The following is a 24,107-nucleotide window of genomic DNA, read 5'->3' as shown; positions in this document are numbered from 1 at the left end:
ATTCTTTTTTTACATCAGTTTCTGAATAATAATCTCTTCTGTGATTCCTTCAGCATCTGCTTTATAGTTTTTAATAATTCTATGACGCAAAATTCCGGTTGCTACCGCTTTTACATCTTCGATATCCGGTGAGAATTTACCATTAAAAGCTGCATGTGCTTTTGCTGCCAAAATCAAGTTTTGTGATGCTCTTGGCCCCGCTCCCCAATCTAAATAATTTTTCACAAAATCATTTGACAATGCATTGTCCGGACGTGTTTTACTTACCAAAGTTACTGCATATTCAATCACATTATCCGCCACGGGAATTCTGCGAATCAAATGCTGAAAATCGATAATTTCCTGAGCAGTAAACAAAGGATTAATTATTGTTTTAACATCAGACGTGGTACGTTTAACTACCTGAACTTCTTCTTCAAAACTTGGATATTCCAGCTTAATAGCAAACATAAAACGGTCTAATTGAGCTTCTGGTAACGGATACGTTCCTTCTTGCTCAATTGGGTTTTGAGTCGCCAAAACAAAATAAGGCAAATCCAGTTTATAATTTTGTCCGGCAATTGTAACTGAACGTTCCTGCATTGCTTCAAGTAAAGCTGCTTGAGTTTTTGGGGGCGTTCTGTTAATTTCATCTGCCAGAACAATATTAGAAAAAATTGGACCTTTGATAAATTTAAAATGCCTGCTTTCATCAAGAATTTCACTTCCTAAAATATCAGATGGCATTAAATCGGGCGTAAACTGAATTCTTTTAAAATCTAATCCTAAAGCCTGCGCCAAAGTATTTATCATTAACGTTTTTGCCAATCCCGGAACACCTATTAAAAGTGCGTGTCCGCCTGAAAATATACAAAGTAAAATTTGATCTACAACTTCATCCTGGCCTACAATGATTTTTGCTATTTCGGTTTTTAATTCGTTTCTTTTTTGAACTAAATTATGAATTGCTGCTACGTCAGACATTTAGATATGTTTTTAAAATTGAAAAGAGTTAGCTTTATGAATTCATAAAACTAACTCTTTTTATTTATTTAATAAAAATTATTTTTTCAACCAATTGTATACAAAATTACAATCTCTGTATTCTCCAATAATCTTAATGTAAGTATCTTTTATTTTAGTATCAAACCACTTTGAGATGGTTGTGATTTGTTTTTCTTTCAATGCTAATTCTTTAATCTTAGTGTAATCTTTAGCATAATCTGCTGTATGAGCATCAATTCTATTAGTGATAGTAATTAACTTATATGTTTTTTTACCTTTATCATCAGTGTTCAGAATTGGCTGAGAAACTTCATTGTCTTTTAGATTAGAAACCTGGCTGTATAAAGTTGGATCCATTTTAGTCAACTCAAAACGAGTATCCTGAGTATTAGGATTTACTAAAGTTCCTCCGTTTGCTCTGGTTTCTTTTTCATCAGATTCAGTTCTTGCGGCTTCAGCAAAAGTAATTTCTTTGTTTACTATCTTATTTCTTATATTGGTAATTCTTTCTTTAGCATCCTTTAGAGCATCTTCAGATACTGTAGGCGAAATTAAAATATGACGTAATTCAACTTCCTGACCTTTTATTTTATCAATCATAATAATATGATATCCAAAATTAGTTTCAAATGGCTCAGAAATTTCACCTTCACCTAAACTAAAAGCAACATCTTTAAACTCTTTTACAAAAGGAGTTTTTCTGGTCATTTTGTAATACCCTCCATTAGGTGCTGATCCTGGATCCAGCGAATATAAAACGGCTTTTGTCGCAAAGCTTGATCCTTCAAGAACATCTTTTCTGATCGCGTTTAATCTGTCGATTACTTTTTGTTTATCTTCTTTTGAAACTTTAGGTTCTACAACAATCTGTGCTACTTCCATTTCAGCTCCAAAAGTTGGCAATTCGTCTTTTGGTATTTTCTTAAAAAAATTACGAACTTCTTCTGGTGTAATTTCAACTGCATCAACAATTTTTTTAGTCATTTCTGACGCCAATTTTTGTTCTTTCAAGATATCAGAAAAATAGGTTTTGAATTCCTCTACTGAATTCTTTTTATAATAAGCAACAACCTTGTTGATATCCCCAACTTGTTGAATCATATAATTCAATCGGTCATCCATCATACTTCTAACTTCAGCATCACTAACCACAATACTATCCTGAATTGCCTGGTGCGCATACAATTTATCTTCTAAAAGCTTACCTAACATCTGGCATCTTGTAATATCTTTTGTAGAACCTCCTGATGCAGAAATTTCTAAATATCCTTTATCAATATCAGAATCTAAAACAATATAATCTCCAACATTAGCAATAATACCATCAATTTTTTGCTTGTGTCCAGAAGGAATTTCAACTGGTTTCTTAATCACAGTATCTTTTATAATTTCCTGAGCTGAGATAATTGAGGTGAAAAAAAATAAAAAACACATTGTCAATATTAACTTGTAATCAATTGTTTTTAACTGTAATTTTTTTAATAACATTATTTTAAATTTAATTTGAATGTAAAGATCTTGCTTTAGAATTTCGTTTTAAACTAAAATCACTTTACAATGTATTTTCAATGTTTATCCTGAAAATACTAAATAATTAAGATCTAGTTCAATTTACCTTATAGCGAACAAAAATAACAATTCAATTACATAATACAACTATCGGCTATACTATTAACAAAAAATTATATGGATGATCGTTGAATTTCATACAGGACAACTGTTTCTATGGGATTAATCTCTTTAAAAAAACGGCAGTAATCTTTACCACAATGCTCACAAAGATCGATTTGATGAATATTTTATATACATTCAAAAGAAGCAACTTTTGATAAAATAAAAAAGTTATCAATACTACAACGTTTTCGCTGTATAAACATTTTCTTATAAAAACAAACCGAATCAAAAAACACATACTTTAGATAAATAATTGATAATTATTAGGGGATAAAATTACGAATAGCATTTACAAAACCTTTAATAAATATCAAATTACAAACTTTATTATCTAACCTAAACCCAAGTCTAACTATGAAAAAACCTATTGTAAAGATTTATCTGCTTGCAGCAATTACTATATTCCTATATTCGTGCTCGCAGAACGAAACAAATGAAACAGATCTAAAAGCTTCAAGTCAGCAATTTGAGATCATTAATGTTACCCATCATGACGGAAAACCATTCAGCACCGGAACTTCCAGTTCATCCCTAACAGGAAAATATGTCGATAATCCGGGCGGAGGAGTTATGATGCAAGCCTTTTATTGGGATGTTCCTGCCGGAGGAAATTGGTGGAATACTGTAAATAGTAAATTAACCGCGTGGTCAAATGCCGGGATAGGATCTATTTGGTTACCTCCTGCTTCAAAAGCTCAAAATGGGGCATTCTCTATGGGATATGATCCAACGGATTATTTTGATTTTGGAGATTACAACCAAAATGGTTCTGTAGAAACCCGATTTGGCTCTAAAACCGAATTGGTAAGTCTGATCACAAATGCACATACGGAGAACATGAAAGTATATGCAGATATAGTAATCAATCATAACAGTGGCGGTCAATCAGAAGCTAATCCGTTTACAGGAACAAATACCTGGACAGATTTTAGCGGAATTGCTTCTGGAAAATTTAAACGTTCTTATAATGACTTTTATAAAAACAGTTATGGTAATAATGATGAAGGTGCTTTTGGCGGATTTCCGGATTTATGCCATGCAAATCCGTATGTACAGGATTGGTTATGGGGAAGAGCTGACGGGGTTGGAAAATATTATAAAAACACCATGAAATTTGATGGCTGGAGATTCGATTACGTTAAAGGATTTGGTGCTTGGGTTGTAAATGCCTGGAATGCTAATGTAGGCGGGTTTTCGGTTGGGGAATTATGGGATTCAAATGTAAACGTATTAAATGACTGGGCTAATAACGCCAATAGTTCTGTTTTTGATTTTGCTTGTTATTATAAAATGAATGATGCATTCGACGGAAATAATCTTGCATTATTAAATGACGATATGATGTGGAAAAGAAACCCCTATAAAGCGGTGACTTTTGTAACAAATCATGATACTGATGAAATTTCTAATAAATTATTAGCCTATTCTTATATTTTAACTCACGAAGGATATCCTACAATTTTCTATAGAGATTATGAAGAATGGCTGGATAAAAATAAATTGAACAATCTGATTTGGATTCATAATAACAAGGCTACAGGCACAACTTCGATTTTATATTCAGATGATGACGAATATGTAGCCCGCAGAAATGGATATAATGGAAACCCTGGATTAGTAGTGTACATCAATAATTCAAACACTTGGCAAGAAAGATGGATCCAGACCAATTGGGCAAACACTCAAATTAAAGACTTTACAGGAAATTCAACATGGGTACCAACCACACAAGCAGATAAATGGGTAAAAATTCAATGTCCACCCAAAGGTTATTCAGTTTGGTCAGTTAACCAATAATTTAAATTTTAATAATTTTAAGGCTGTTTGAATAAAAACAGCCTTATTTTTTTGAATGCTGGCTGATTTGTAATAAAACGAAAGTCTTCCTAATTTAAGAAGTGAATATTTTTATTAAGCCGTAATTAATAGTACTTTTGCAACCTATTTATACGAAATATGAGCTTTTTAAAAGAAATACAACGCAGAAGAACATTTGGAATTATATCGCATCCTGATGCCGGTAAAACAACATTAACGGAGAAATTATTATTGTTTGGAGGGGCTATTCAGGAAGCTGGTGCTGTAAAAAACAATAAAATTAAAAAAGGAGCAACGAGTGATTTCATGGAAATCGAACGCCAAAGAGGTATTTCGGTTTCAACATCTGTGCTTGCTTTTAATTACCAGGATAAAAAAATCAACATTCTTGACACGCCTGGTCACAAGGATTTTGCTGAAGACACTTTTAGAACTTTAACTGCTGTTGATAGTGTTATTGTTGTTATTGACGTTGCAAAAGGGGTTGAGGAACAAACAGAGAAATTAGTTGCTGTTTGTAGAATGAGAAATATTCCGATGATTGTTTTCATCAATAAGTTAGACCGTGAAGGAAAAGATGCTTTTGACTTAATGGATGAAGTAGAACAAAAGCTTGGTCTTACGGTTACGCCTTTGAGTTTCCCAATTGGTATGGGTTATGACTTTCAGGGAATTTATAATCTTTGGGAACAAAACATTAATCTTTTCAGTGGAGACAGTCGTAAAAATATCGAGGAAACGATCGCATTCTCTGATGTAAAAAGTCCGGAATTAGAAAAAATAATTGGTCAGAAACCAGCAGATAGATTACGTGAAGAATTAGAATTAATCGATGAAGTGTATCCTAAATTTGATCGTCAGGATTATTTAGATGGGAAATTACAACCTGTATTTTTTGGTTCTGCATTAAATAATTTTGGAGTTAGAGAATTGTTAGATTGTTTTGTAGCAATCGCTCCGTCTCCAAGACCTAAAGATTCTGAAACTCGTCTGGTAGATCCTACTGAAGAAAAAATGACTGGTTTTGTATTTAAAATCCATGCTAATATGGATCCTAAACACAGAGACCGTTTAGCTTTTATCAAAATTGTTTCCGGAACTTTTGAAAGAAACAAGCCTTATTACCACGTTCGTCAGAAGAAAAATTTAAAATTTTCTAGCCCGAATGCCTTTTTTGCTGAGAAAAAAGAAATTGTCGATATTTCTTATCCCGGTGATATTGTTGGTTTGCACGATACAGGAAATTTCAAAATTGGAGATACTTTAACCGAAGGCGAAATAATGAGTTTCAAAGGAATTCCGAGTTTCTCTCCGGAACACTTTAGATATATTAACAACGCTGATCCTATGAAAGCCAAACAATTGGACAAAGGTATCGATCAGTTAATGGATGAAGGTGTAGCACAGTTGTTTACATTAGAAATGAACAACCGTAAAATAATTGGAACTGTTGGAGCGCTTCAATATGAGGTTATTCAATATCGTCTAGAGCATGAATATGGTGCAAAATGCACTTACGAAAACTTCCCTGTTCATAAAGCTTGCTGGGTAAAACCTGATGATGCTAAAAACAATGAATTCAAAGAATTTAGACGTATTAAACAAAAATTCCTAGCGCACGATAAATACGGTCAATTGGTTTTCTTAGCTGATTCTGACTTTACGATTCAGATGACACAAAGTAAATATCCAAGCGTGAAGCTATTCTTTACTTCAGAATTTGACTAAGTTTTTATTTAAAATACAACATAAAAAAAGCGCTAATTTATAATTAGCGCTTTTTTTTAATTTGAATTAAACCAACCTTTATAAGTTATTATATTCCAAAAATTAATCCTTTTCTACAAGGAGAAACCAATTTAGCACAATAGTTTCATACTAAGAAATTTAGTCGATGAAAGTAAAACTAAATCAGTTGAATTACATTTTACTCTTACCTTAAAAAAAAAGCCCCATTAAAAAAATAATGGGGCTTTAATAATTTATGCTTGTCCTGCCGGACCAAAATTAAGCGGTATTGGTGCTTGTTCCGTCTCTTTGATTTCGCCGTGGGCTGCTTCAAAACGATGAATATTTTCTCCAATTGCTTTTAATAATCTTTTAGCATGTTGTGGTGTCAAGACAATTCTTGACTTTACCTTGGCTTTAGGAATACCTGGCATAATACTCACAAAATCTAAAACAAACTCTGATGATGAGTGGTTGATAATCGCAAGATTAGAATAAATTCCTTCTGCAATAGTCTCGTCTAACTCAATATTAATTTGCTCCTGTTGTTGTTTCGGATTACTCATAGTTTCCTAATTAATAGATATATTCTTCTTTATTAGCCATCATTTCATTGTAATCGTCTTTAGATCCTACGATAGTATTATCGTATTCTCTCATACCAGTTCCCGCAGGAATTCTGTGTCCAACAATTACATTTTCTTTCAATCCTTCCAGATTATCTACTTTACCAGCTACTGCAGCTTCGTTAAGTACTTTTGTTGTTTCCTGGAATGAAGCAGCAGAGATGAATGATTTAGTTTGTAGCGAAGCTCTTGTAATACCTTGTAGAACTGGTGTTGCAGTTGCAGTAATTACATCTCTTGCTACTACTAAATTTTTATCATTACGTTTAAGTAATGAATTTTCATCACGTAAATCACGAGGCGAAATAATCTGACCTGGTTTCAATACCGCAGAATCTCCAGCGTCTTCAACTACTTTCATACCATATAATTTATCATTTTGAACGATAAAATCTTTAGTGTGAATTAATTGATCTTCTAGGAACAATGTATCTCCCGGATCTTGAACTCTTACTTTACGCATCATTTGACGAATAACTACCTCAAAGTGCTTGTCATTAATTTTTACCCCTTGTAAACGGTATACCTCTTGAATTTCATTTACCAAGTACTGTTGAACAGCAGCCGGTCCTTGAATTCTTAAAATATCATCTGGTGTAATTGCACCGTCAGACAATGGTACTCCTGCTCTTACGAAGTCATTTTCCTGTACTAAGATTTGGCTAGAAAGTTTAACTAAATACTTTTTAATCTCACCAAATTTAGATTCGATAACAATTTCACGGTTACCTCTTTTGATTTTTCCAAAAGAAACAACACCGTCAATTTCAGAAACAACCGCTGGGTTAGAAGGGTTACGAGCCTCAAGCAACTCAGTAATTCTTGGTAAACCTCCTGTAATATCTCCTGCTTTAGAAGAACGACGTGGAATCTTAACCAATACTTTACCTGCTTTAATTTTCTCTCCATTCTCAACCATAAGGTGGGCTCCTACTGGTAAGTTATACGAACGAATTAATTCACCTTCTTTACCGTAAACCAATAAAGTTGGAATTAATTTTTTATTTCTTGCTTCAGAAATTACTTTTTCCTGGAATCCTGTTTGCTCATCGATTTCAACCATGAACGATTGTCCTTGCTCTAAATCCTCGTAAGCAATCTTACCAGTAAATTCAGAAACAATTACACCATTATATGGATCCCATTTACAAATAGTAGATCCTTTAGTAACTACTTCACCATCCTTAACGAAAATACTAGATCCGTAAGGGATATTATGTGTATTTAAAACGATTCCAGTTTTCTCGTCAACTAATTTTAATTCAGTTGAACGTGATACTACGATATCTACCGCATTACCTTCACTATCCTCACCTTTTACAGTTTTTAAATCTTCAATCTCAAGTCTACCGTTAAATCTTGTAACAATACTAGATTCTTCAGAAATACCTCCTGCAACCCCTCCAACGTGGAACGTACGAAGTGTTAACTGTGTACCTGGCTCTCCAATAGACTGAGCTGCAATAACTCCTACTGCTTCACCTCTTTGTGTCATCTTACCAGTAGCTAAGTTTCTACCGTAACATTTAGCACAAATACCTTTTAAAGCCTCACAAGTTAATGGAGATCTAACTTCTACTCTTTCAATCGGAGAAGCTTCAATAACTCTCATGATTGCTTCAGTAATTTGTTGACCTGATTGAACTAATACTTCATTAGTAAGAGGATTAATAACATCTTGCAATGCAACACGTCCTAAAATTCTTTCTCCTAAAGATTCAACAATTTCCTCATTTTTCTTCAAAGCAGAAACTTCAACACCTCTAAGAGTACCACAATCTTCGATGTTTACAATAACATCTTGTGATACGTCATGAAGCCTTCTTGTCAAGTATCCGGCATCGGCAGTTTTAAGAGCCGTATCCGCAAGTCCTTTACGAGCACCGTGAGTAGAAATGAAATACTCAAGAATCGAAAGACCTTCCTTAAAGTTAGAAAGAATCGGGTTTTCAATAATCTCACCACCACCGGCAGTAGATTTTTTAGGCTTAGCCATCAAACCACGCATACCTGTTAACTGACGAATCTGTTCCTTAGAACCCCTCGCCCCAGAGTCAAGCATCATATATACAGAGTTGAAACCTTGTTGGTCTTCTCTAATATTTTTCATTGCTAATTCTGTCAACTGAGCATTTGCAGAAGTCCATACGTCAATAACCTGGTTGTAACGTTCGTTATTGGTAATAAGACCCATGTTATAATTCACAGAAATACCTTCAACTTGCTCTCTGGCATCTGCAATTAATTTTGTTTTTTGTTCTGGAATTCTAATATCACCAAGAGAGAATGATAAACCTCCTCTAAATGCGAATTTATAACCCATATCTTTCATATTGTCCAAGAAAGCAGCAGTAGTAGGTACATTAGTCACACTTAAAATGTGTCCAATAATATCTCTAAGGTTTTTCTTAGTCAATACATCATTGATATATCCGGCTGCTTCAGGTACTACTTCATTAAATAATACACGTCCTGCAGTTGTTTGGATAATCTTGTACACTAATTCTCCAGCTTCATTAAAATCTTTTGCTCTGATTCTTACACGAGCATTCAATTCTAATCTTCCTTCGTTTAATGCAATATTTACTTCTTCAGCAGAATAGAATGTTAAGTCTTGACCTAAAATTATGTGTTCTGGTGTAGAGATACGTTCTTTGGTCATATAATATAGACCCAAGACCATATCCTGAGAAGGTACAGTAATTGGCGCACCATTTGCAGGGTTAAGGATATTGTGAGAAGCTAACATTAATAATTGTGCCTCTAAAATAGCCTCTGGTCCTAATGGTAAGTGAACCGCCATTTGATCCCCATCAAAATCGGCATTAAAAGCCGTACATACTAATGGGTGCAACTGGATTGCTTTTCCTTCAATTAATTTTGGTTGAAAAGCCTGGATACCAAGTCTGTGTAACGTAGGAGCACGGTTAAGTAATACTGGGTGACCTTTAATTACATTTTCAAGGATATCCCAAACAACTGGCTCTTTTTTGTCTATAATTTTCTTAGCAGATTTTACTGTTTTTACAATACCTCTTTCAATCAATTTACGGATAACGAAAGGTTTGTATAATTCAGATGCCATATCTTTTGGCAATCCGCATTCGAATAATTTTAATTCAGGACCAACAACAATTACCGAACGAGCAGAATAATCCACACGTTTTCCAAGTAAGTTTTGACGGAAACGTCCTTGCTTACCTTTTAAGGAATCAGATAATGATTTTAATGGTCTGTTAGATTCTGTTTTAACAGCAGAAGCTTTACGCGTGTTGTCAAATAATGAATCTACAGATTCCTGTAACATACGTTTTTCGTTTCTTAAGATAACTTCTGGAGCTTTAATCTCCATTAATCTTTTCAAACGGTTGTTACGGATGATTACACGACGGTATAAGTCATTTAAATCTGAAGTTGCAAAACGACCTCCATCAAGTGGCACAAGCGGACGTAATTCTGGCGGAATAACAGGAACCACTTTCATAATCATCCACTCAGGACGATTTTCGCGGTTTAAGTTAGACTCACGGAATGACTCAACAACTTGTAATCTTTTTAAAGCTTCAGTTTTACGTTGTTTAGATGTTTCGTTATTAGCACTGTGTCTCAATTGGTAAGACAACTCATCTAAGTCGATACGTGCTAATAAATCCATAATACATTCTGCTCCCATTTTGGCAACAAATTTATTAGGATCCATATCATCTAAATATTGATTTTCTTGCGGAAGAGTATCTAAAATATTCAAATATTCTTCTTCAGTTAAGAAATCTAATCTTTGTAATGATTCTCCATCTGCATTTTTAGCAATACCAGCCTGGATTACTACGTATCTTTCGTAGTAAATGATCATGTCTAATTTCTTAGATGGAAGACCAAGGATATAACCAATTTTGTTTGGAAGAGAACGGAAGTACCAGATGTGAGCAATTGGCACAACAAGGTTGATGTGTCCTACTCTGTCACGACGTACTTTTTTCTCAGTAACTTCAACACCACAACGGTCGCAAATGATACCTTTGTAACGAATTCTTTTATATTTACCACAAGCACACTCAAAATCCTTAACAGGTCCGAAGATTCTTTCGCAAAAAAGTCCGTCACGTTCTGGTTTGTGCGTTCTGTAGTTGATAGTTTCTGGTTTCAAAACCTCTCCTCTTGATTCTTTCAAGATAGATTCAGGTGAAGCCAATCCAATTGAGATTTTATTAAATCTTTTAACCGGATTTTTATCTTTATTATTGTTTCTATTATTCATCATAGTTTTTACTATTGATTTATCTGCAATTAAAAAATTGATTTCGCTTTAGTCAAAAGTTTAAAAATCGAAAGTCAAAAGTCATTTTCAGGACTTTAAGACTTTAAGACATTTTACTTTATGACTTTAACACTACCTCGGATTACTTCTCTAAACTTCAAACATCAATGTTGAAGCGCTAATTATAAAACTTTTCAGGTCTAAATAAAAAATCGGAACGGGTTACGGGTATAAATCCTAAAAACTTTTATTTTAATAAACAGCTTCAGTCTCAGCTTCCAGTGTTGAACTGAATACTGAGACTGTAACTGAAAACTTTATTTATTCTTCTAAACGAATGTCAAGTCCAAGACCTTTCAATTCATGCATTAATACATTGAATGATTCTGGTAATCCCGGTTCTGGCATAGACTCTCCCTTAACGATAGCTTCGTAAGTTTTAGCTCTACCAATAACGTCATCCGACTTAACTGTTAAGATTTCACGTAGTGTACTTGATGCTCCATAAGCTTCAAGTGCCCAAACCTCCATCTCTCCAAAACGCTGACCTCCAAATTGAGCTTTACCTCCAAGTGGTTGTTGAGTAATCAACGAGTATGGACCAATAGAACGCGCGTGCATCTTATCATCAACCATGTGTCCTAATTTAAGCATGTAAATTACTCCCACAGTTGCAGCTTGATGGAAACGCTCTCCAGTACCACCATCATAAAGGTGTGTATGTCCGAAACGTGGAACTCCAGCTTCATCAGTTAATTCATTGATTTGGTCTAAAGAAGCACCATCAAAAATTGGAGTAGCAAATTTTCTACCTAAATTTTGTCCAGCCCATCCAAGAACAGTCTCATAAATCTGACCAATGTTCATACGTGAAGGTACCCCAAGTGGATTCAATACGATATCTACCGGTGTTCCGTCTTCAAGGAAAGGCATATCTTCATGACGGACGATTCTTGCAACAATACCTTTGTTACCGTGACGTCCAGCCATTTTATCCCCTACTTTCAACTTACGCTTTTTAGCGATATAAATTTTCGCTAATTTCAAGATTCCAGATGGCAATTCATCTCCGACTGTAATAGTGAATTTTTCTCTTCTTAAAGCTCCTTGTAAGTCGTTTAGCTTAATTTTATAGTTATGAATTAAATCATTAACCATTTTATTAGTAGCATCATCAGCAACCCATTGACCTTTGCTTAAGTGAGCAAAATCTTCTACTGCGTAAAGCATTTTCTGAGTATATTTTTTACCTTTTGGTAAAACTTCTTCACCCAAATCATTCATTACACCTTGAGATGTTTTTCCGTTCACGATCAAGAATAATTTCTCAACCAATCTGTCTTTCAATTCAACAAATTTAGTTTCGAATTCCATTTCTAAAGCGCCTAAAGCATCTTTATCCTGAGTACGTTTACGTTTATCTTTTACGGCTCTTGCAAATAATTTTTTGTCAAGAACTACACCGTGTAAAGATGGAGACGCTTTTAATGAAGCATCTTTTACATCTCCTGCTTTATCCCCGAAGATTGCACGAAGCAATTTCTCTTCCGGAGTAGGATCTGACTCTCCTTTTGGTGTAATTTTTCCGATCAAAATGTCGCCAGGTTTAACCTCTGCACCAATTCTGATCATACCGTTTTCATCTAAATCTTTAGTAGCTTCTTCAGAAACGTTAGGAATATCGTTTGTTAACTCTTCATTTCCTAACTTAGTATCTCTAACCTCTAATGAATAATCATCAACGTGGATAGAAGTAAAAATATCATCACGAACTACTTTTTCAGAAATTACAATCGCATCCTCAAAGTTATACCCTTTCCATGGCATGAACGCAACTTTTAAGTTTCTACCTAAAGCTAATTCACCATTTTGAGTAGCATACCCTTCTGATAATACTTGTCCAAGAACTACTCTGTCACCTTTTCTTACGATTGGTTTCAAGTTGATACTTGTTCCTTGATTTGTTTTTCTAAATTTAATTAAGTTGTATGTTTTTTCATCAGAATCAAAACTTACCATTCTTTCTTCTTCAGTACGGTCGTATTTGATAGTAATGATGTTTGCATCAACATACTCTATAGTTCCATCTCCTTCAGCATTAATCAATACTCTAGAATCTGAAGCTACCTGACGCTCTAAACCTGTACCAACAATTGGTGCTTCCGGACGGATCAAAGGAACCGCCTGACGCATCATGTTAGATCCCATCAAGGCTCTATTCGCATCATCATGTTCCAAGAAAGGAATCAATGAAGCCGAAATCGAAGCAATCTGGTTAGGAGCAACGTCTGTATAGTGTACTGCAGAAGGTTCAACAACCGGGAAGTCACCTTCCTCACGAGCAATAACATTAGTCGCCGTGATTTTACCAGTCTCATCCATTTCAATGTTTGCCTGAGCAATCATTTTTCCTTCTTCTTCTTCAGCACTTAAATAGATAGGTGTACTTACTAAATCAACTACACCATCTGTAACTTTACGGTAAGGAGTTTCGATGAAACCCATTCCGTTAACTTTTGCATAAACACCAAGAGATGAAATCAAACCAATGTTTGGTCCCTCTGGAGTTTCAATCGGACATAAACGACCATAGTGTGTATAGTGAACGTCACGAACCTCAAATCCAGCTCTTTCTCTCGAAAGTCCACCAGGTCCAAGGGCAGAAAGTCTTCTTTTGTGTGTAATCTCAGCTAATGGATTCGTTTGATCCATAAATTGAGATAACTGGTTCGTACCAAAGAAAGAGTTGATAACCGATGATAATGTTTTAGCATTAATCAAATCGATTGGTGTAAACACCTCGTTATCTCTAACGTTCATTCTCTCACGAATAGTTCTCGCCATACGCGCTAAACCAACACCGAATTGTTGAGACAATTGTTCTCCAACTGTTCTAACACGACGGTTTGATAAGTGATCAATATCATCAATCTCTGCTTTAGAGTTGATCAATTCGATCAAATATTTTACAATGGTAATGATATCTTCTTTGGTAAGCACTTGCTTTTCCATAGGGATATCTAAACCAAGTTTTTTGTTCATTCTGTAACGACCAACTTCACCTAAGTTATAACGTTGATCTGAGAAGAACAATTTATCTATAATACCACGAGCAGTTTCTTCATCAGGCGGTTCTGCATTACGCAATTGTCTGTAGATATGCTCAACAGCTTCTTTTTCAGAGTTTGTTGGATCTTTTTGTAATGTATTGTGAATAATACCATAATCTGCCTGGTTATTATCCTCTTTATGTAACAAAATTGATTTTACGTTTGCATCAATGATTTCTTCAACATTATCTTTGTCGATAATAGTATCTCTATCAAGGATGATTTCGTTACGTTCGATAGAAACTACCTCACCGGTATCTTCATCAACGAAATCCTCGTGCCAAGTGTTCAATACACGTGCAGCAAGTCTTCTTCCAATATATTTTTTAATTCCTGTTTTAGAAACTTTAATTTCCTCTGCAAGGTCGAAAATCTCAAGGATATCCTTATCTCTTTCAAATCCAATAGCACGGAATAAAGTTGTAACAGGTAATTTTTTCTTTCTATCAATATAAGCATACATTACGCTGTTTATATCTGTAGAAAATTCTATCCAGGATCCTTTAAAAGGAATTACTCTGGCAGAATAAAGTTTTGTTCCATTTGCGTGGAATGATTGTCCAAAGAAAACCCCAGGAGAACGGTGTAGTTGAGATACTACCACACGCTCAGCACCATTGATCACAAAAGTACCGCTTGGAGTCATATAAGGTATTGTTCCAAGATAAACATCTTGTACAATAGTTTCAAAATCTTCGTGTTCTGGATCTGTACAGTATAGTTTTAACCTGGCTTTTAAAGGCACACTATAAGTAAGACCTCTCTCTATACATTCTTGAATGGTATAACGTGGTGGATCTACAAAATAATCAAGGAACTCCAGTACAAAGTTATTTCTAGTATCTGTAATTGGAAAGTTTTCCATGAAGGTGTTGTACAACCCTTCGTCGCCTCTTTCGTCAGATTTTGTTTCTAATTGAAAAAAATCTTTAAACGATTTTACCTGAACATCAAGAAAATCCGGATATTGAGGTATGTTTTTTGTAGAGGCAAAATTCAATCTTTCAGTCTGATTTGTTATCATCAATGGACAAAATTTTGATTAAAAAAAAGTAGTTTTTTGTGTAAAAACACAATGTTTAATTGATACCTTCTTTTTGTAATCAATACATCTTTAAAAATAACCCGGTAAAAATTGGTTAATTTTTTTTCTTCGTACTGATCAAAAACTTTTTCGTATTTTAAACTATTTGATAATAAAACTTGATATATTTTATTATACGAAAAATGGTTTAGGCCATTGAGTGTTAACTCAAGACCTAAACCTAGTTCTTAAAACCGAGTAAACTTATTTAAGTTCAACTACAGCTCCAGCTTCTTCTAATGATTTTTTAAGACCTTCAGCCTCTTCTTTAGAAACACCTTCTTTAACGTTACTTGGAGCACCGTCAACTACATCTTTAGCTTCTTTCAAACCTAAACCTGTAAGTTCTTTTACTAATTTTACAACTGCTAATTTAGAAGCACCAGCTTCTTTTAATACAACTGTAAATTCAGTTTGTGCTTCTTCAGCAGCACCTTCTCCACCACCAGCAGCAACTACAACAGCTGCAGCAGCAGGCTCGATACCATACTCGTCTTTTAATATTGTTGCTAATTCGTTAACTTCTTTAACTGTTAAGTTAACTAATTGTTCTGCGAATTGTTTCAAATCTGCCATTTTTTCTATCGTTTAAAATGATTTGTAAAATATAATTTATTTATTGTGCGCTATTTAAGCAGCAAGGAAATAAAATTTCCTGCATTTGTTATTATGCTTCAGTTTCAGCCTCTTCGCTGTTTGCGAATTGGTTTTGTAAAGCAGAGATAACTCTTTGTGCTGGTGATTGCAATAATCCAATAAGCTCTCCAAGAAGTTCTTCTTTAGATTTAATAGTTGCTAATGCATCTAATTGATCATCTCCAATATAAACTTCAGAATTAATATAAGCTCCTTTTAATAAAGGTTTAGCCGATTTTTTTCTGAAATCTTTAATTATTTTTCCAGGTGCATTTGCTACATCTGAAATAAATATAGCACTATTACCAGTCAATACTGAAGGTAAATCACCATAGTCATTAGCAGAAGCTTCCATTGCTTTTGCAAGCAATGTATTTTTTACAACCTCTAATTTAATACCTGCTTTGTAACAAGCTCTTCTCAAGTTTGAAGTCGTTTCTGCGTTTAATCCAGAAATATCAGATACATAAATAATATTTGTACCAGCTAACTGTGCAGTTAAATCTTCAATCGCGATTGATTTTTCTTCTCTAGTCATACTAAAAATTATTAACTACCAATTATACTGCTTTAGGGTCCAATGCAATTGCAGGACTCATAGTGCTTGTAAGGTGAATACCTTTAATATAGGTACCTTTAGCAGCAGTTGGTTTAAGTTTGATTAATGTTTGAATAATTTCGTGTGCATTGTCATAAATTTGCTCAGCTCCAAAAGAAACTTTACCAATTCCTGCATGTACGATACCAGTTTTATCAACTTTAAAGTCAATTTTACCAGCTTTAACCTCTGCAACAGCTTTTGCAACATCCATAGTTACAGTACCTGTTTTAGGGTTTGGCATTAAACCTCTAGGTCCTAAAATACGACCTAATGGACCTAATTTACCCATAACAGCTGGCATAGTGATAATAACATCAACATCTGTCCAACCATCTTTAATTTTTTGTAAATAATCGTCAAGACCTACATAATCAGCTCCAGCAGCTAAAGCTTCTGCTTCTTTATCTGGAGTAACTAATGCTAATACTTTAACGTCTTTACCTGTTCCGTGAGGTAATGTAACTACACCTCTAACCATTTGATTCGCTTTTCTTGGATCTACACCCAAACGAACTGCGATATCAACAGACTCATCAAATTTTGCAGAAGCTATAACTTTAATTAATGCAGCTGCATCTTTTAAAGAGTATAGTTTGTTCTTTTCAATTTTTGAAGCAGCCTCTTTTTGCTTTTTTGTTAATTTTGCCATTTCTTTCTCTTAATTAAAAAGGAGCATCTCCTGATACAGTTATACCCATAGATCTAGCAGTTCCAGCGATCATGCTCATTGCAGATTCGATTGTGAATGCATTTAAATCTACCATTTTATCTTCAGCAATTGCTTTGATAACGTCCCAAGTAACGCTAGCTACTTTTTTACGATTTGGTTCACCTGATCCAGACTTTAGCTTTGCAGCTTCCAATAATTGGACAGCAGCTGGAGGAGTTTTTACAACAAAATCAAATGATTTGTCTTTATACACAGTAATTTGCACTGGGCATATTTTGCCAGGTTTATCTTGTGTTCTAGCATTGAACTGCTTACAGAACTCCATGATATTAACCCCAGCAGCTCCTAAAGCAGGTCCAACCGGTGGCGACGGATTCGCAGCACCTCCCTTAACTTGTAGTTTAACTACCTTACTAATTTCTTTAGCCATTTTTTAAAAAATTTAACACTATAATCATAGGAAGCAATTATAGTGGTTATTATAGATGTAACAAAAATTATACTTTTTCAACTTGCATAAAACTCAATTCTAATGGTGTTTTTCTTCCGAAAATCTTAACCATAACTTCAAGTTTACGCTTTTCATCATTTATTTTTTCAACCGTACCATTAAAGCCGTTAAATGGACCATCGATCACTTTAACAGTTTCACCTAAGTTGAAAGGAATTGCACGAGTATCTGTATTTACAGCTAACTCATCTACTTTACCTAACATTCTATTTACTTCAGAAAGTCTCAAAGGAACAGGTTCTCCACCTTTGATCTCACCTAAAAATCCAATTACACTAGTAATAGACTTAATAATATGAGGTATCTCACCAACCAAGTTGGCTTCGATCATAACATACCCAGGAAAATAAACTTTATCCTTAGACATTTTCTTTCCTTCTTTTACAGTAACTACTTTTTCTGTAGGCACTAAAACCTGGGAAACATAATCACCCATACCTAATCTGGCAATCTCAGTTTCGATGTAAGCTTTGACTTTATTTTCTTGTCCGCTTACAGCTCTTACTACGTACCATTTTTTCACATTATTATCTGCCATCACAAAAAAATTATCCTTTTAACCAGTTAAAAAATCCAGCCAAAGCTTTTGCAAAAAATTCGTCTACTCCCCATGTTGCCAAAGCGAATAAGATCGAAAATACAGCCACAACAATTGTCAATTTTTGAACCTCAGCCCAAGCAGGCCAAGTAACATTTGACTTTAACTCTTCGAAAGCCTCTGATAAATAATTCGTAACTTTTGTCATTTGATATATTTTTTTATTGCACGGGCGGAGGGATTCGAACCCCCATCAACGGTTTTGGAGACCGCTATTCTACCCTTGAACTACGCCCGTAATTAAAAGCCAGTGATTTCAGTTAAGAGAATCAGCTGGCTTTTTATAATATTTATAGGATTATCCTACGATTTCAGTTACCTGACCTGCTCCTACTGTTCTACCACCTTCACGGATAGCAAAACGTAAACCTACGCTCATTGCGATTGGGCTTAATAAAGCAACATTAATTGTCAAGTTGTCTCCTGGCATTACCATCTCTACTCCTTCTGGTAAAGTAATAACTCCTGTTACGTCAGTTGTACGTACGTAGAACTGTGGACGGTAGTTATTATGGAATGGAGTATGACGTCCACCTTCTTCTTTTTTCAAGATATAAACCTCAGCTTTGAAAGTAGCGTGTGGTTTTACTGATCCTGGCTTAATGATAACCATTCCTCTTTTGATAGATTCTTTATCAACACCTCTTAACAATAAACCTACGTTATCTCCAGCTTCTCCTCTGTCAAGAATTTTACGGAACATCTCAACTCCTGTAATAGTAGAAGTTAATTTGTCAGCTCCCATACCAATGATTTCAACAGCATCTCCTGTATTAGCAATACCAGTTTCGATACGTCCTGTAGCAACAGTTCCACGACCAGTAATTGTAAATACATCCTCAACTGGCATCAAGAATGGTTTTGCAGTATCACGGATTGGCTCTTCGATCCAAGAATCTACAGCTTCCATCAATTCAAGAATTTTAGGAACCCAAGCAGGATCATTATTCAATCCTCCTAAAGCAGAACCTTGAACAACTGGTCCATTATCTCCATCATATTCGTAGAAAGATAATAAATCTCTAATTTCCATTTCAACAAGCTCTAATAACTCAGCGTCATCAACCATGTCAACTTTGTTCATAAAAACAACCATTCTAGGAATACCAACCTGGCGACCTAAAAGGATGTGCTCACGAGTTTGTGGCATTGGACCATCTGTAGCAGCAACTACTAAGATAGCTCCGTCCATTTGAGCAGCACCAGTAACCATGTTCTTTACGTAATCCGCGTGACCTGGACAGTCAACGTGAGCGTAGTGACGATTAGCTGTTTCATACTCTACGTGTGATGTATTAATAGTAATACCTCTTTCTTTCTCCTCTGGAGCGTTATCGATTTGATCAAACGATTTTGCTTGACAGTAACCAGCATCAGACAATACCTTTGTAATTGCTGCAGTTAATGTAGTTTTTCCGTGATCCACGTGTCCAATTGTACCTATGTTTAAGTGCGGTTTGGAACGATTAAAATTCTCCTTTGCCATTTTACTTAATTTTTAATCTTAGTTATATATTAATTTTCAATTTCCTACTTACTTGAGCCAACTACGGGAATTGAACCCGTGACCTCTTCCTTACCAAGGAAGCACTCTACCTCTGAGCTAAGTCGGCAGAGAGTTCTGATTTAGATTGCATTTCAAAGATTTTAGTTTTAAAACCTGAAATCTACGTCCTAAAACCTTAACTTCTTTTTGTGGGGAGAGCAGGATTCGAACCTGCGAAGTTCACACAGCAGATTTACAGTCTGCCCTCGTTGGCCGCTTGAGTATCTCCCCTTTTTTTTATCAATAATCGTATGAACAATTTCAAATCGCATTTGAAATTTTAGAGCCGGCGGAGGGACTCGAACCCACGACCTGCTGATTACAAATCAGCTGCTCTAGCCAACTGAGCTACGCTGGCAATATCAATAAAAAAGTCCGCTATTTCTAACGGACTGCAAATGTAGCTATTTTATCTTTTAATCAAAACATTTTTTCAAAAAAATTTTCAATTATATGTGTGCTCTTATTTTTTCTTTCCTTTTTACTAATACACGCTCTAAAGATTCTGCCGAAAGCTCAATCGCCTCTTCAAAGGTTTTGCACTGTTTTTTAACCAAAAAATCATCTCCAGGAACATTAATCTTAATCTCTACTGCCTTATTCTCCTTATCACTTGTTCTTTCGACTTTTAAAAAAATGTCAGCCGAAACAACTCGATCGTAATACTTTTCTAATTTATCCATTCTTTCCTGAATAAAATCCACTAATTTTCTGTCAACAGTAAAGTTAACTGCATGAACATCTACCTTCATAATACAAATTTTAGGGTTAAACATTTCAGAACTGTTATTTATTCCTCGGATGCGCATTACCATACACCTTTTTAAGCTCTGCCAAACTATTATGAGTATAAACTTGTGTGGATGCCAAACTAGAATGTCCTAACAATTCTTTAACTGAATTTAAATCTGCTCCATTATTTAATAAGTGAGTCGCAAAAGTATGCCGAAGCACATGTGGACTTTTTTTTACCTTTTCGGAGACTTTACTAAAGTATGAATTTATTAATCGATACACAAAAGATTCACTCAATTTTAACCCTTTTCCTGAAATAAAAAAATAATCACCATCGACTATCTTTTCAACGGAAGTTCTTTCCTGCAGATACAAATTAAACTGTTCGACAATAATTGGCAAGACAGGAATAATACGTTCTTTATTTCGCTTTCCTAAAACCTTAATCACATTAGAAGACAAATCGACATTGTATCTCATTAAATTTATCAGTTCTGCTCTCCGCATTCCTGTTGTATAAAAAAGATCAACAATAAGCTTATCCCTCACCTCCTCAAACCCGGATGGATCACCAAACTGCTGCATTAGATCTGCCAATTCTTTTTCAGAAAAAGGAATCTGCACAATTTTAGGCGTCTTCAAGGCCTTATGCCTCAACATTGGGCTAACTTCTATTTGTTTTGTTTTTAAAAGGAACTTATAAAACGCTTTTAGAGATGACATCTTTCGATTTACAGAAACATTTGAAATATCCTGATCAACCAGAGAAACAATCCAACTTCTTATCTGACTATAATTAACCTGTTCGATATTCTCCTGATCAAAATGAGTTTTATTGAATGTTTCAAAAAATGAAATATCATTCAAATAAGCATTAATAGTGTGAACTGAATACTTTTTCTCTAATTGAAGATAATCCCGAAATGCTTCTTTATTTGCTTTCATAAAATAAGTACTTTTTTCCCTCTACTTACAGCGAATATTATTTATCTCAAAATTAAGCATAAAAAAACCGTTAGTATCAAAATTTTGATAACTAACGGCAATTATTTCTGATAAGCTAATACTAACTTTCTAAACCATCTTTCATGTTTTGAATGTAAGCTGCTTTTTGAATTTTGATTCTATTTTTAACAGAAGGCTTAATAAAAGCAGTACGCGCTCTTAATTGACGAACAGTTCCTGTTTTATCAAATTTTCTTTTATAGCGCTTTAATGCTCTATCGATATTTTCTCCGTCTTTAATTGGTATAATTAACATAATATAGACACCCCCTTTCGTTAAGTGTGCAAAAGTATATATTAATTATTGATTTCGGGTTATAAATTATCAATTATTTTTTTCAAAGAAAAAAGAAGATAGAAAAAAGAGAATACACTTAAAAAAACCATCTCTTATTAATGAGACAATTAAGCAAGATTTATGCTTTATTCTTTATTCTTTTAATAAATTTCTAGAGATAACTACTTTCTGAATTTCGGTAGTTCCTTCTCCTATTGTACACAACTTCGAGTCTCTATAAAATTTCTCTACAGGATAATCTTTTGTATAACCATAACCACCATGGATCTGAACGGCTTCGTTTGCAATTCTAACACAAGCTTCTGAGGCATACATTTTTGCCATTGCTCCAAGTGTTGTAACGGGCTTATGTTGCTGCTTTAAGAAAGCTGCTTTATGAAGCAATAATTCCGATGCTTCGATCTCCGTAGCCATATCAGCTAATTTAAATGAAATTCCCTGAAAATTACTAATAGGCTGACCAAACTGATGTCTCTCTTTTGAATATTTAAGAGCAGCTTCGTATGCACCTTTTGCAATCCCTAATGACAAAGCTCCGATTGAAATACGTCCTCCATCTAATATTTTCATAGCCTGAACAAATCCCTGGCCTACTTCTCCTAATCTATTTGCATCAGGAACACGGCAACCATCAAAAACCAATTCTGCAGTTTCGCTGGCACGCATTCCAAGTTTATTTTCTTTTTTACCTGAAGTAAATCCTTTCATTCCTTTTTCAAAAACAAAAGCGGTCATTCCTTTTGAATCACCTTTTTCTCCCGTTCGAACTATTACAACTGCAATGTCTCCGGAAATAGCATGAGTTATAAAATTCTTAGCTCCGTTTACAATCCATTCATCACCATCTTTAACAGCTGTTGTATTCATTCCGCCGGCATCTGAACCTGTATTATGCTCGGTTAAACCCCAGGCTCCTATATATTCTGCGGTCGCTAATTTTGGCAGCCATTTTTTCTTTTGCTCTTCATTTCCAAAAGTTAAGATGTGATTGGTGCATAATGAATTATGAGCTGCGACTGATAAACCAATTGAAGGATCTACTTTTGAAATTTCCTCTACAACTGTAATATATTCATGATAACCTAAACCTGATCCGCCATATTCTTCAGGAACTAAAACTCCCATAAATCCCATTTCGCCTAATTTTTTAAACAAAGGAATTGGAAAAATCTGAGCCTCGTCCCATTCCATTATATTAGGTCTGATATTTTTTTCGGCAAAATCTCTTATAGATTGAGCAATCATTGACTGCGTTTCGTTATATTCAAAATTCATTGTAAGCTGCTTTTGTTTTAGAACTCCAAATATAAACTAATTATTTTTGCTTTATCAACAGGAAAACCTTTAATTTTTGACAAATCCTCAATATTATTAATATTTCCGTTCATACTTCGATACGTGACAATTTGTTTTGCCAAGGTATATCTAAAATACGAAAACTGTGATAACTCTTTTAATGACGCTTCATTTATAGCGATCTTTTTAAACATTGAAGGAATTACAACCTTAAAATGCGAGTTCAATTCACTAATAACTTCGGGCGAAAGTCCCCAAACATCATTCATCTGTTCCATAGAAACAAAACATCCCAAGATTTCTTTCTGTTTTAATATTCTTAATGATAATGCTTCACCTATTCCGTAAAGTTTAATTAAATCCTCCTGCGTCGCCTCATTAATATCCAAAACTATAATTTTTTCTTTTTTAAAGTTTTCTTTATGAACAAATTCTTTTCTTTCTGTTTTCAAATCTTTTTTATTCTGAACCCAATCAGGAAATTTGAATAGAGGAGCCATCACATTTAATAAAGAATCTGAAATTTTTGTCACTTCCTGAAATTCTTTTGCGGAACTAACATATTTATTCTCTTTACGAAAAGCAAACAAACGATCTATCTGCTGAACTGACATTCCTAACTTGTACCCTTTATAATCTGTAATAAAATTTGGATTGAAAGAATACACTTTTGGCTTTTCATTAGACTTTACGAATTTCATCGAATCAATTTCTGACTGTAAAGACATCCATTCTTCTTTTTCAGGAAAAGATTTTTCGGGTAAACTAAAATCAACGAAAAAATATACCAACTGCAGTACTATTATTATAACAAAAAGGATAAAAACTCCCGTACGTTGTTGACTTGTAAACTTAAAATATAATTTTATGGTACTGAAATTCATATTATATAATGCAGTTATTTTAATTAGAGCTTTTTTAGCTTAATA

At 34.5% G+C, this 24,107-nt stretch carries 19 protein-coding genes and 4 tRNA genes; 2 read left to right on the top strand and 21 right to left on the bottom strand.

What is annotated here, in order from left to right:
• Window positions 1-9: 9 nt before the first annotated feature.
• The gene (locus QLQ94_RS10335) at window positions 10-963 is read right to left on the bottom strand and encodes an AAA family ATPase (RefSeq protein ID WP_271334888.1); all 954 of its coding nucleotides are present in this window, start codon (window positions 961-963) and stop codon (window positions 10-12) included.
• A gap of 78 nt (window positions 964-1,041) precedes the next feature.
• Window positions 1,042-2,472: a peptidylprolyl isomerase gene (locus QLQ94_RS10330; RefSeq protein WP_271334889.1), complete on the bottom strand. Its 1,431-nt coding sequence runs from the start codon at window positions 2,470-2,472 to the stop codon at window positions 1,042-1,044.
• A gap of 540 nt (window positions 2,473-3,012) precedes the next feature.
• Between QLQ94_RS10330 and QLQ94_RS10325 the strand changes: the two genes are divergently transcribed.
• On the top strand, window positions 3,013-4,455 hold the full coding sequence (locus QLQ94_RS10325; RefSeq protein WP_271334890.1) for an alpha-amylase: 1,443 nt from the start codon (window positions 3,013-3,015) through the stop codon (window positions 4,453-4,455).
• 159 nt (window positions 4,456-4,614) lie between these two features.
• Window positions 4,615-6,204, top strand: coding sequence for a peptide chain release factor 3 (locus QLQ94_RS10320; RefSeq protein ID WP_482499662.1), 1,590 nt, complete (start codon window positions 4,615-4,617; stop codon window positions 6,202-6,204).
• A 254-nt stretch (window positions 6,205-6,458) separates the two neighbouring features.
• Here the strand turns inward: QLQ94_RS10320 and QLQ94_RS10315 are convergent, their stop codons facing one another.
• The 19 genes from QLQ94_RS10315 to QLQ94_RS10225 form a co-directional block, all read right to left on the bottom strand.
• Window positions 6,459-6,770, bottom strand: coding sequence for a DUF3467 domain-containing protein (locus tag QLQ94_RS10315; RefSeq protein ID WP_072959407.1), 312 nt, complete (start codon window positions 6,768-6,770; stop codon window positions 6,459-6,461).
• Between the two features lie 10 nt (window positions 6,771-6,780).
• The gene (gene rpoC, locus QLQ94_RS10310) at window positions 6,781-11,091 is read right to left on the bottom strand and encodes a DNA-directed RNA polymerase subunit beta' (protein WP_271334892.1); all 4,311 of its coding nucleotides are present in this window, start codon (window positions 11,089-11,091) and stop codon (window positions 6,781-6,783) included.
• 318 nt (window positions 11,092-11,409) lie between these two features.
• Window positions 11,410-15,222: a DNA-directed RNA polymerase subunit beta gene (gene rpoB / locus QLQ94_RS10305; protein WP_271334893.1), complete on the bottom strand. Its 3,813-nt coding sequence runs from the start codon at window positions 15,220-15,222 to the stop codon at window positions 11,410-11,412.
• A 264-nt stretch (window positions 15,223-15,486) separates the two neighbouring features.
• Window positions 15,487-15,858 (bottom strand): 50S ribosomal protein L7/L12, encoded by a 372-nt coding sequence (gene rplL, locus QLQ94_RS10300; protein WP_007807437.1) that lies wholly within the window; start codon window positions 15,856-15,858, stop codon window positions 15,487-15,489.
• Between the two features lie 91 nt (window positions 15,859-15,949).
• Entirely contained in the window at window positions 15,950-16,456 is a 507-nt protein-coding gene (gene rplJ / locus QLQ94_RS10295) for a 50S ribosomal protein L10 (RefSeq protein WP_271334894.1), read from the bottom strand.
• Between the two features lie 22 nt (window positions 16,457-16,478).
• Window positions 16,479-17,168 (bottom strand): 50S ribosomal protein L1, encoded by a 690-nt coding sequence (gene rplA / locus QLQ94_RS10290; protein ID WP_072944426.1) that lies wholly within the window; start codon window positions 17,166-17,168, stop codon window positions 16,479-16,481.
• A gap of 13 nt (window positions 17,169-17,181) precedes the next feature.
• Window positions 17,182-17,619: a 50S ribosomal protein L11 gene (gene rplK, locus QLQ94_RS10285; RefSeq protein WP_007807442.1), complete on the bottom strand. Its 438-nt coding sequence runs from the start codon at window positions 17,617-17,619 to the stop codon at window positions 17,182-17,184.
• A 67-nt stretch (window positions 17,620-17,686) separates the two neighbouring features.
• Window positions 17,687-18,238, bottom strand: a complete 552-nt coding sequence (nusG, locus tag QLQ94_RS10280; RefSeq protein WP_271334895.1) for a transcription termination/antitermination protein NusG — start codon at window positions 18,236-18,238, stop codon at window positions 17,687-17,689.
• Window positions 18,239-18,248: 10 nt separating this feature from the next.
• On the bottom strand, window positions 18,249-18,446 hold the full coding sequence (gene secE, locus QLQ94_RS10275; protein WP_008466927.1) for a preprotein translocase subunit SecE: 198 nt from the start codon (window positions 18,444-18,446) through the stop codon (window positions 18,249-18,251).
• 19 nt (window positions 18,447-18,465) lie between these two features.
• Window positions 18,466-18,536: transfer RNA gene (locus tag QLQ94_RS10270), tRNA-Trp, on the bottom strand.
• 60 nt (window positions 18,537-18,596) lie between these two features.
• On the bottom strand, window positions 18,597-19,784 hold the full coding sequence (gene tuf / locus QLQ94_RS10265) for an elongation factor Tu (RefSeq protein WP_072959420.1): 1,188 nt from the start codon (window positions 19,782-19,784) through the stop codon (window positions 18,597-18,599).
• Between the two features lie 55 nt (window positions 19,785-19,839).
• Window positions 19,840-19,911, bottom strand: a tRNA-Thr gene (locus tag QLQ94_RS10260).
• A gap of 83 nt (window positions 19,912-19,994) precedes the next feature.
• Window positions 19,995-20,075: transfer RNA gene (locus QLQ94_RS10255), tRNA-Tyr, on the bottom strand.
• Window positions 20,076-20,128: 53 nt separating this feature from the next.
• Window positions 20,129-20,202, bottom strand: a tRNA-Thr gene (locus QLQ94_RS10250).
• Between the two features lie 91 nt (window positions 20,203-20,293).
• Window positions 20,294-20,596 (bottom strand): ribosome hibernation-promoting factor, HPF/YfiA family, encoded by a 303-nt coding sequence (hpf, locus tag QLQ94_RS10245; RefSeq protein ID WP_213302146.1) that lies wholly within the window; start codon window positions 20,594-20,596, stop codon window positions 20,294-20,296.
• Window positions 20,597-20,630: 34 nt separating this feature from the next.
• The gene (locus QLQ94_RS10240; protein WP_427401430.1) at window positions 20,631-21,524 is read right to left on the bottom strand and encodes a tyrosine-type recombinase/integrase; all 894 of its coding nucleotides are present in this window, start codon (window positions 21,522-21,524) and stop codon (window positions 20,631-20,633) included.
• Window positions 21,525-21,645: 121 nt separating this feature from the next.
• A complete protein-coding gene (rpsU, locus tag QLQ94_RS10235) occupies window positions 21,646-21,840 on the bottom strand; it encodes a 30S ribosomal protein S21 (RefSeq protein WP_072959426.1) in 195 nt (64 codons plus the stop codon).
• A 174-nt stretch (window positions 21,841-22,014) separates the two neighbouring features.
• On the bottom strand, window positions 22,015-23,157 hold the full coding sequence (locus QLQ94_RS10230; protein WP_271334897.1) for an acyl-CoA dehydrogenase family protein: 1,143 nt from the start codon (window positions 23,155-23,157) through the stop codon (window positions 22,015-22,017).
• A 17-nt stretch (window positions 23,158-23,174) separates the two neighbouring features.
• A complete protein-coding gene (locus QLQ94_RS10225) occupies window positions 23,175-24,062 on the bottom strand; it encodes a ComEA family DNA-binding protein (RefSeq protein ID WP_427401431.1) in 888 nt (295 codons plus the stop codon).
• Window positions 24,063-24,107: the final 45 nt, after the last annotated feature.

The organism is Flavobacterium sp. B114r (genome assembly GCF_056824125.1).
This window is presented reverse-complemented; position numbering and strand designations above follow the sequence as displayed.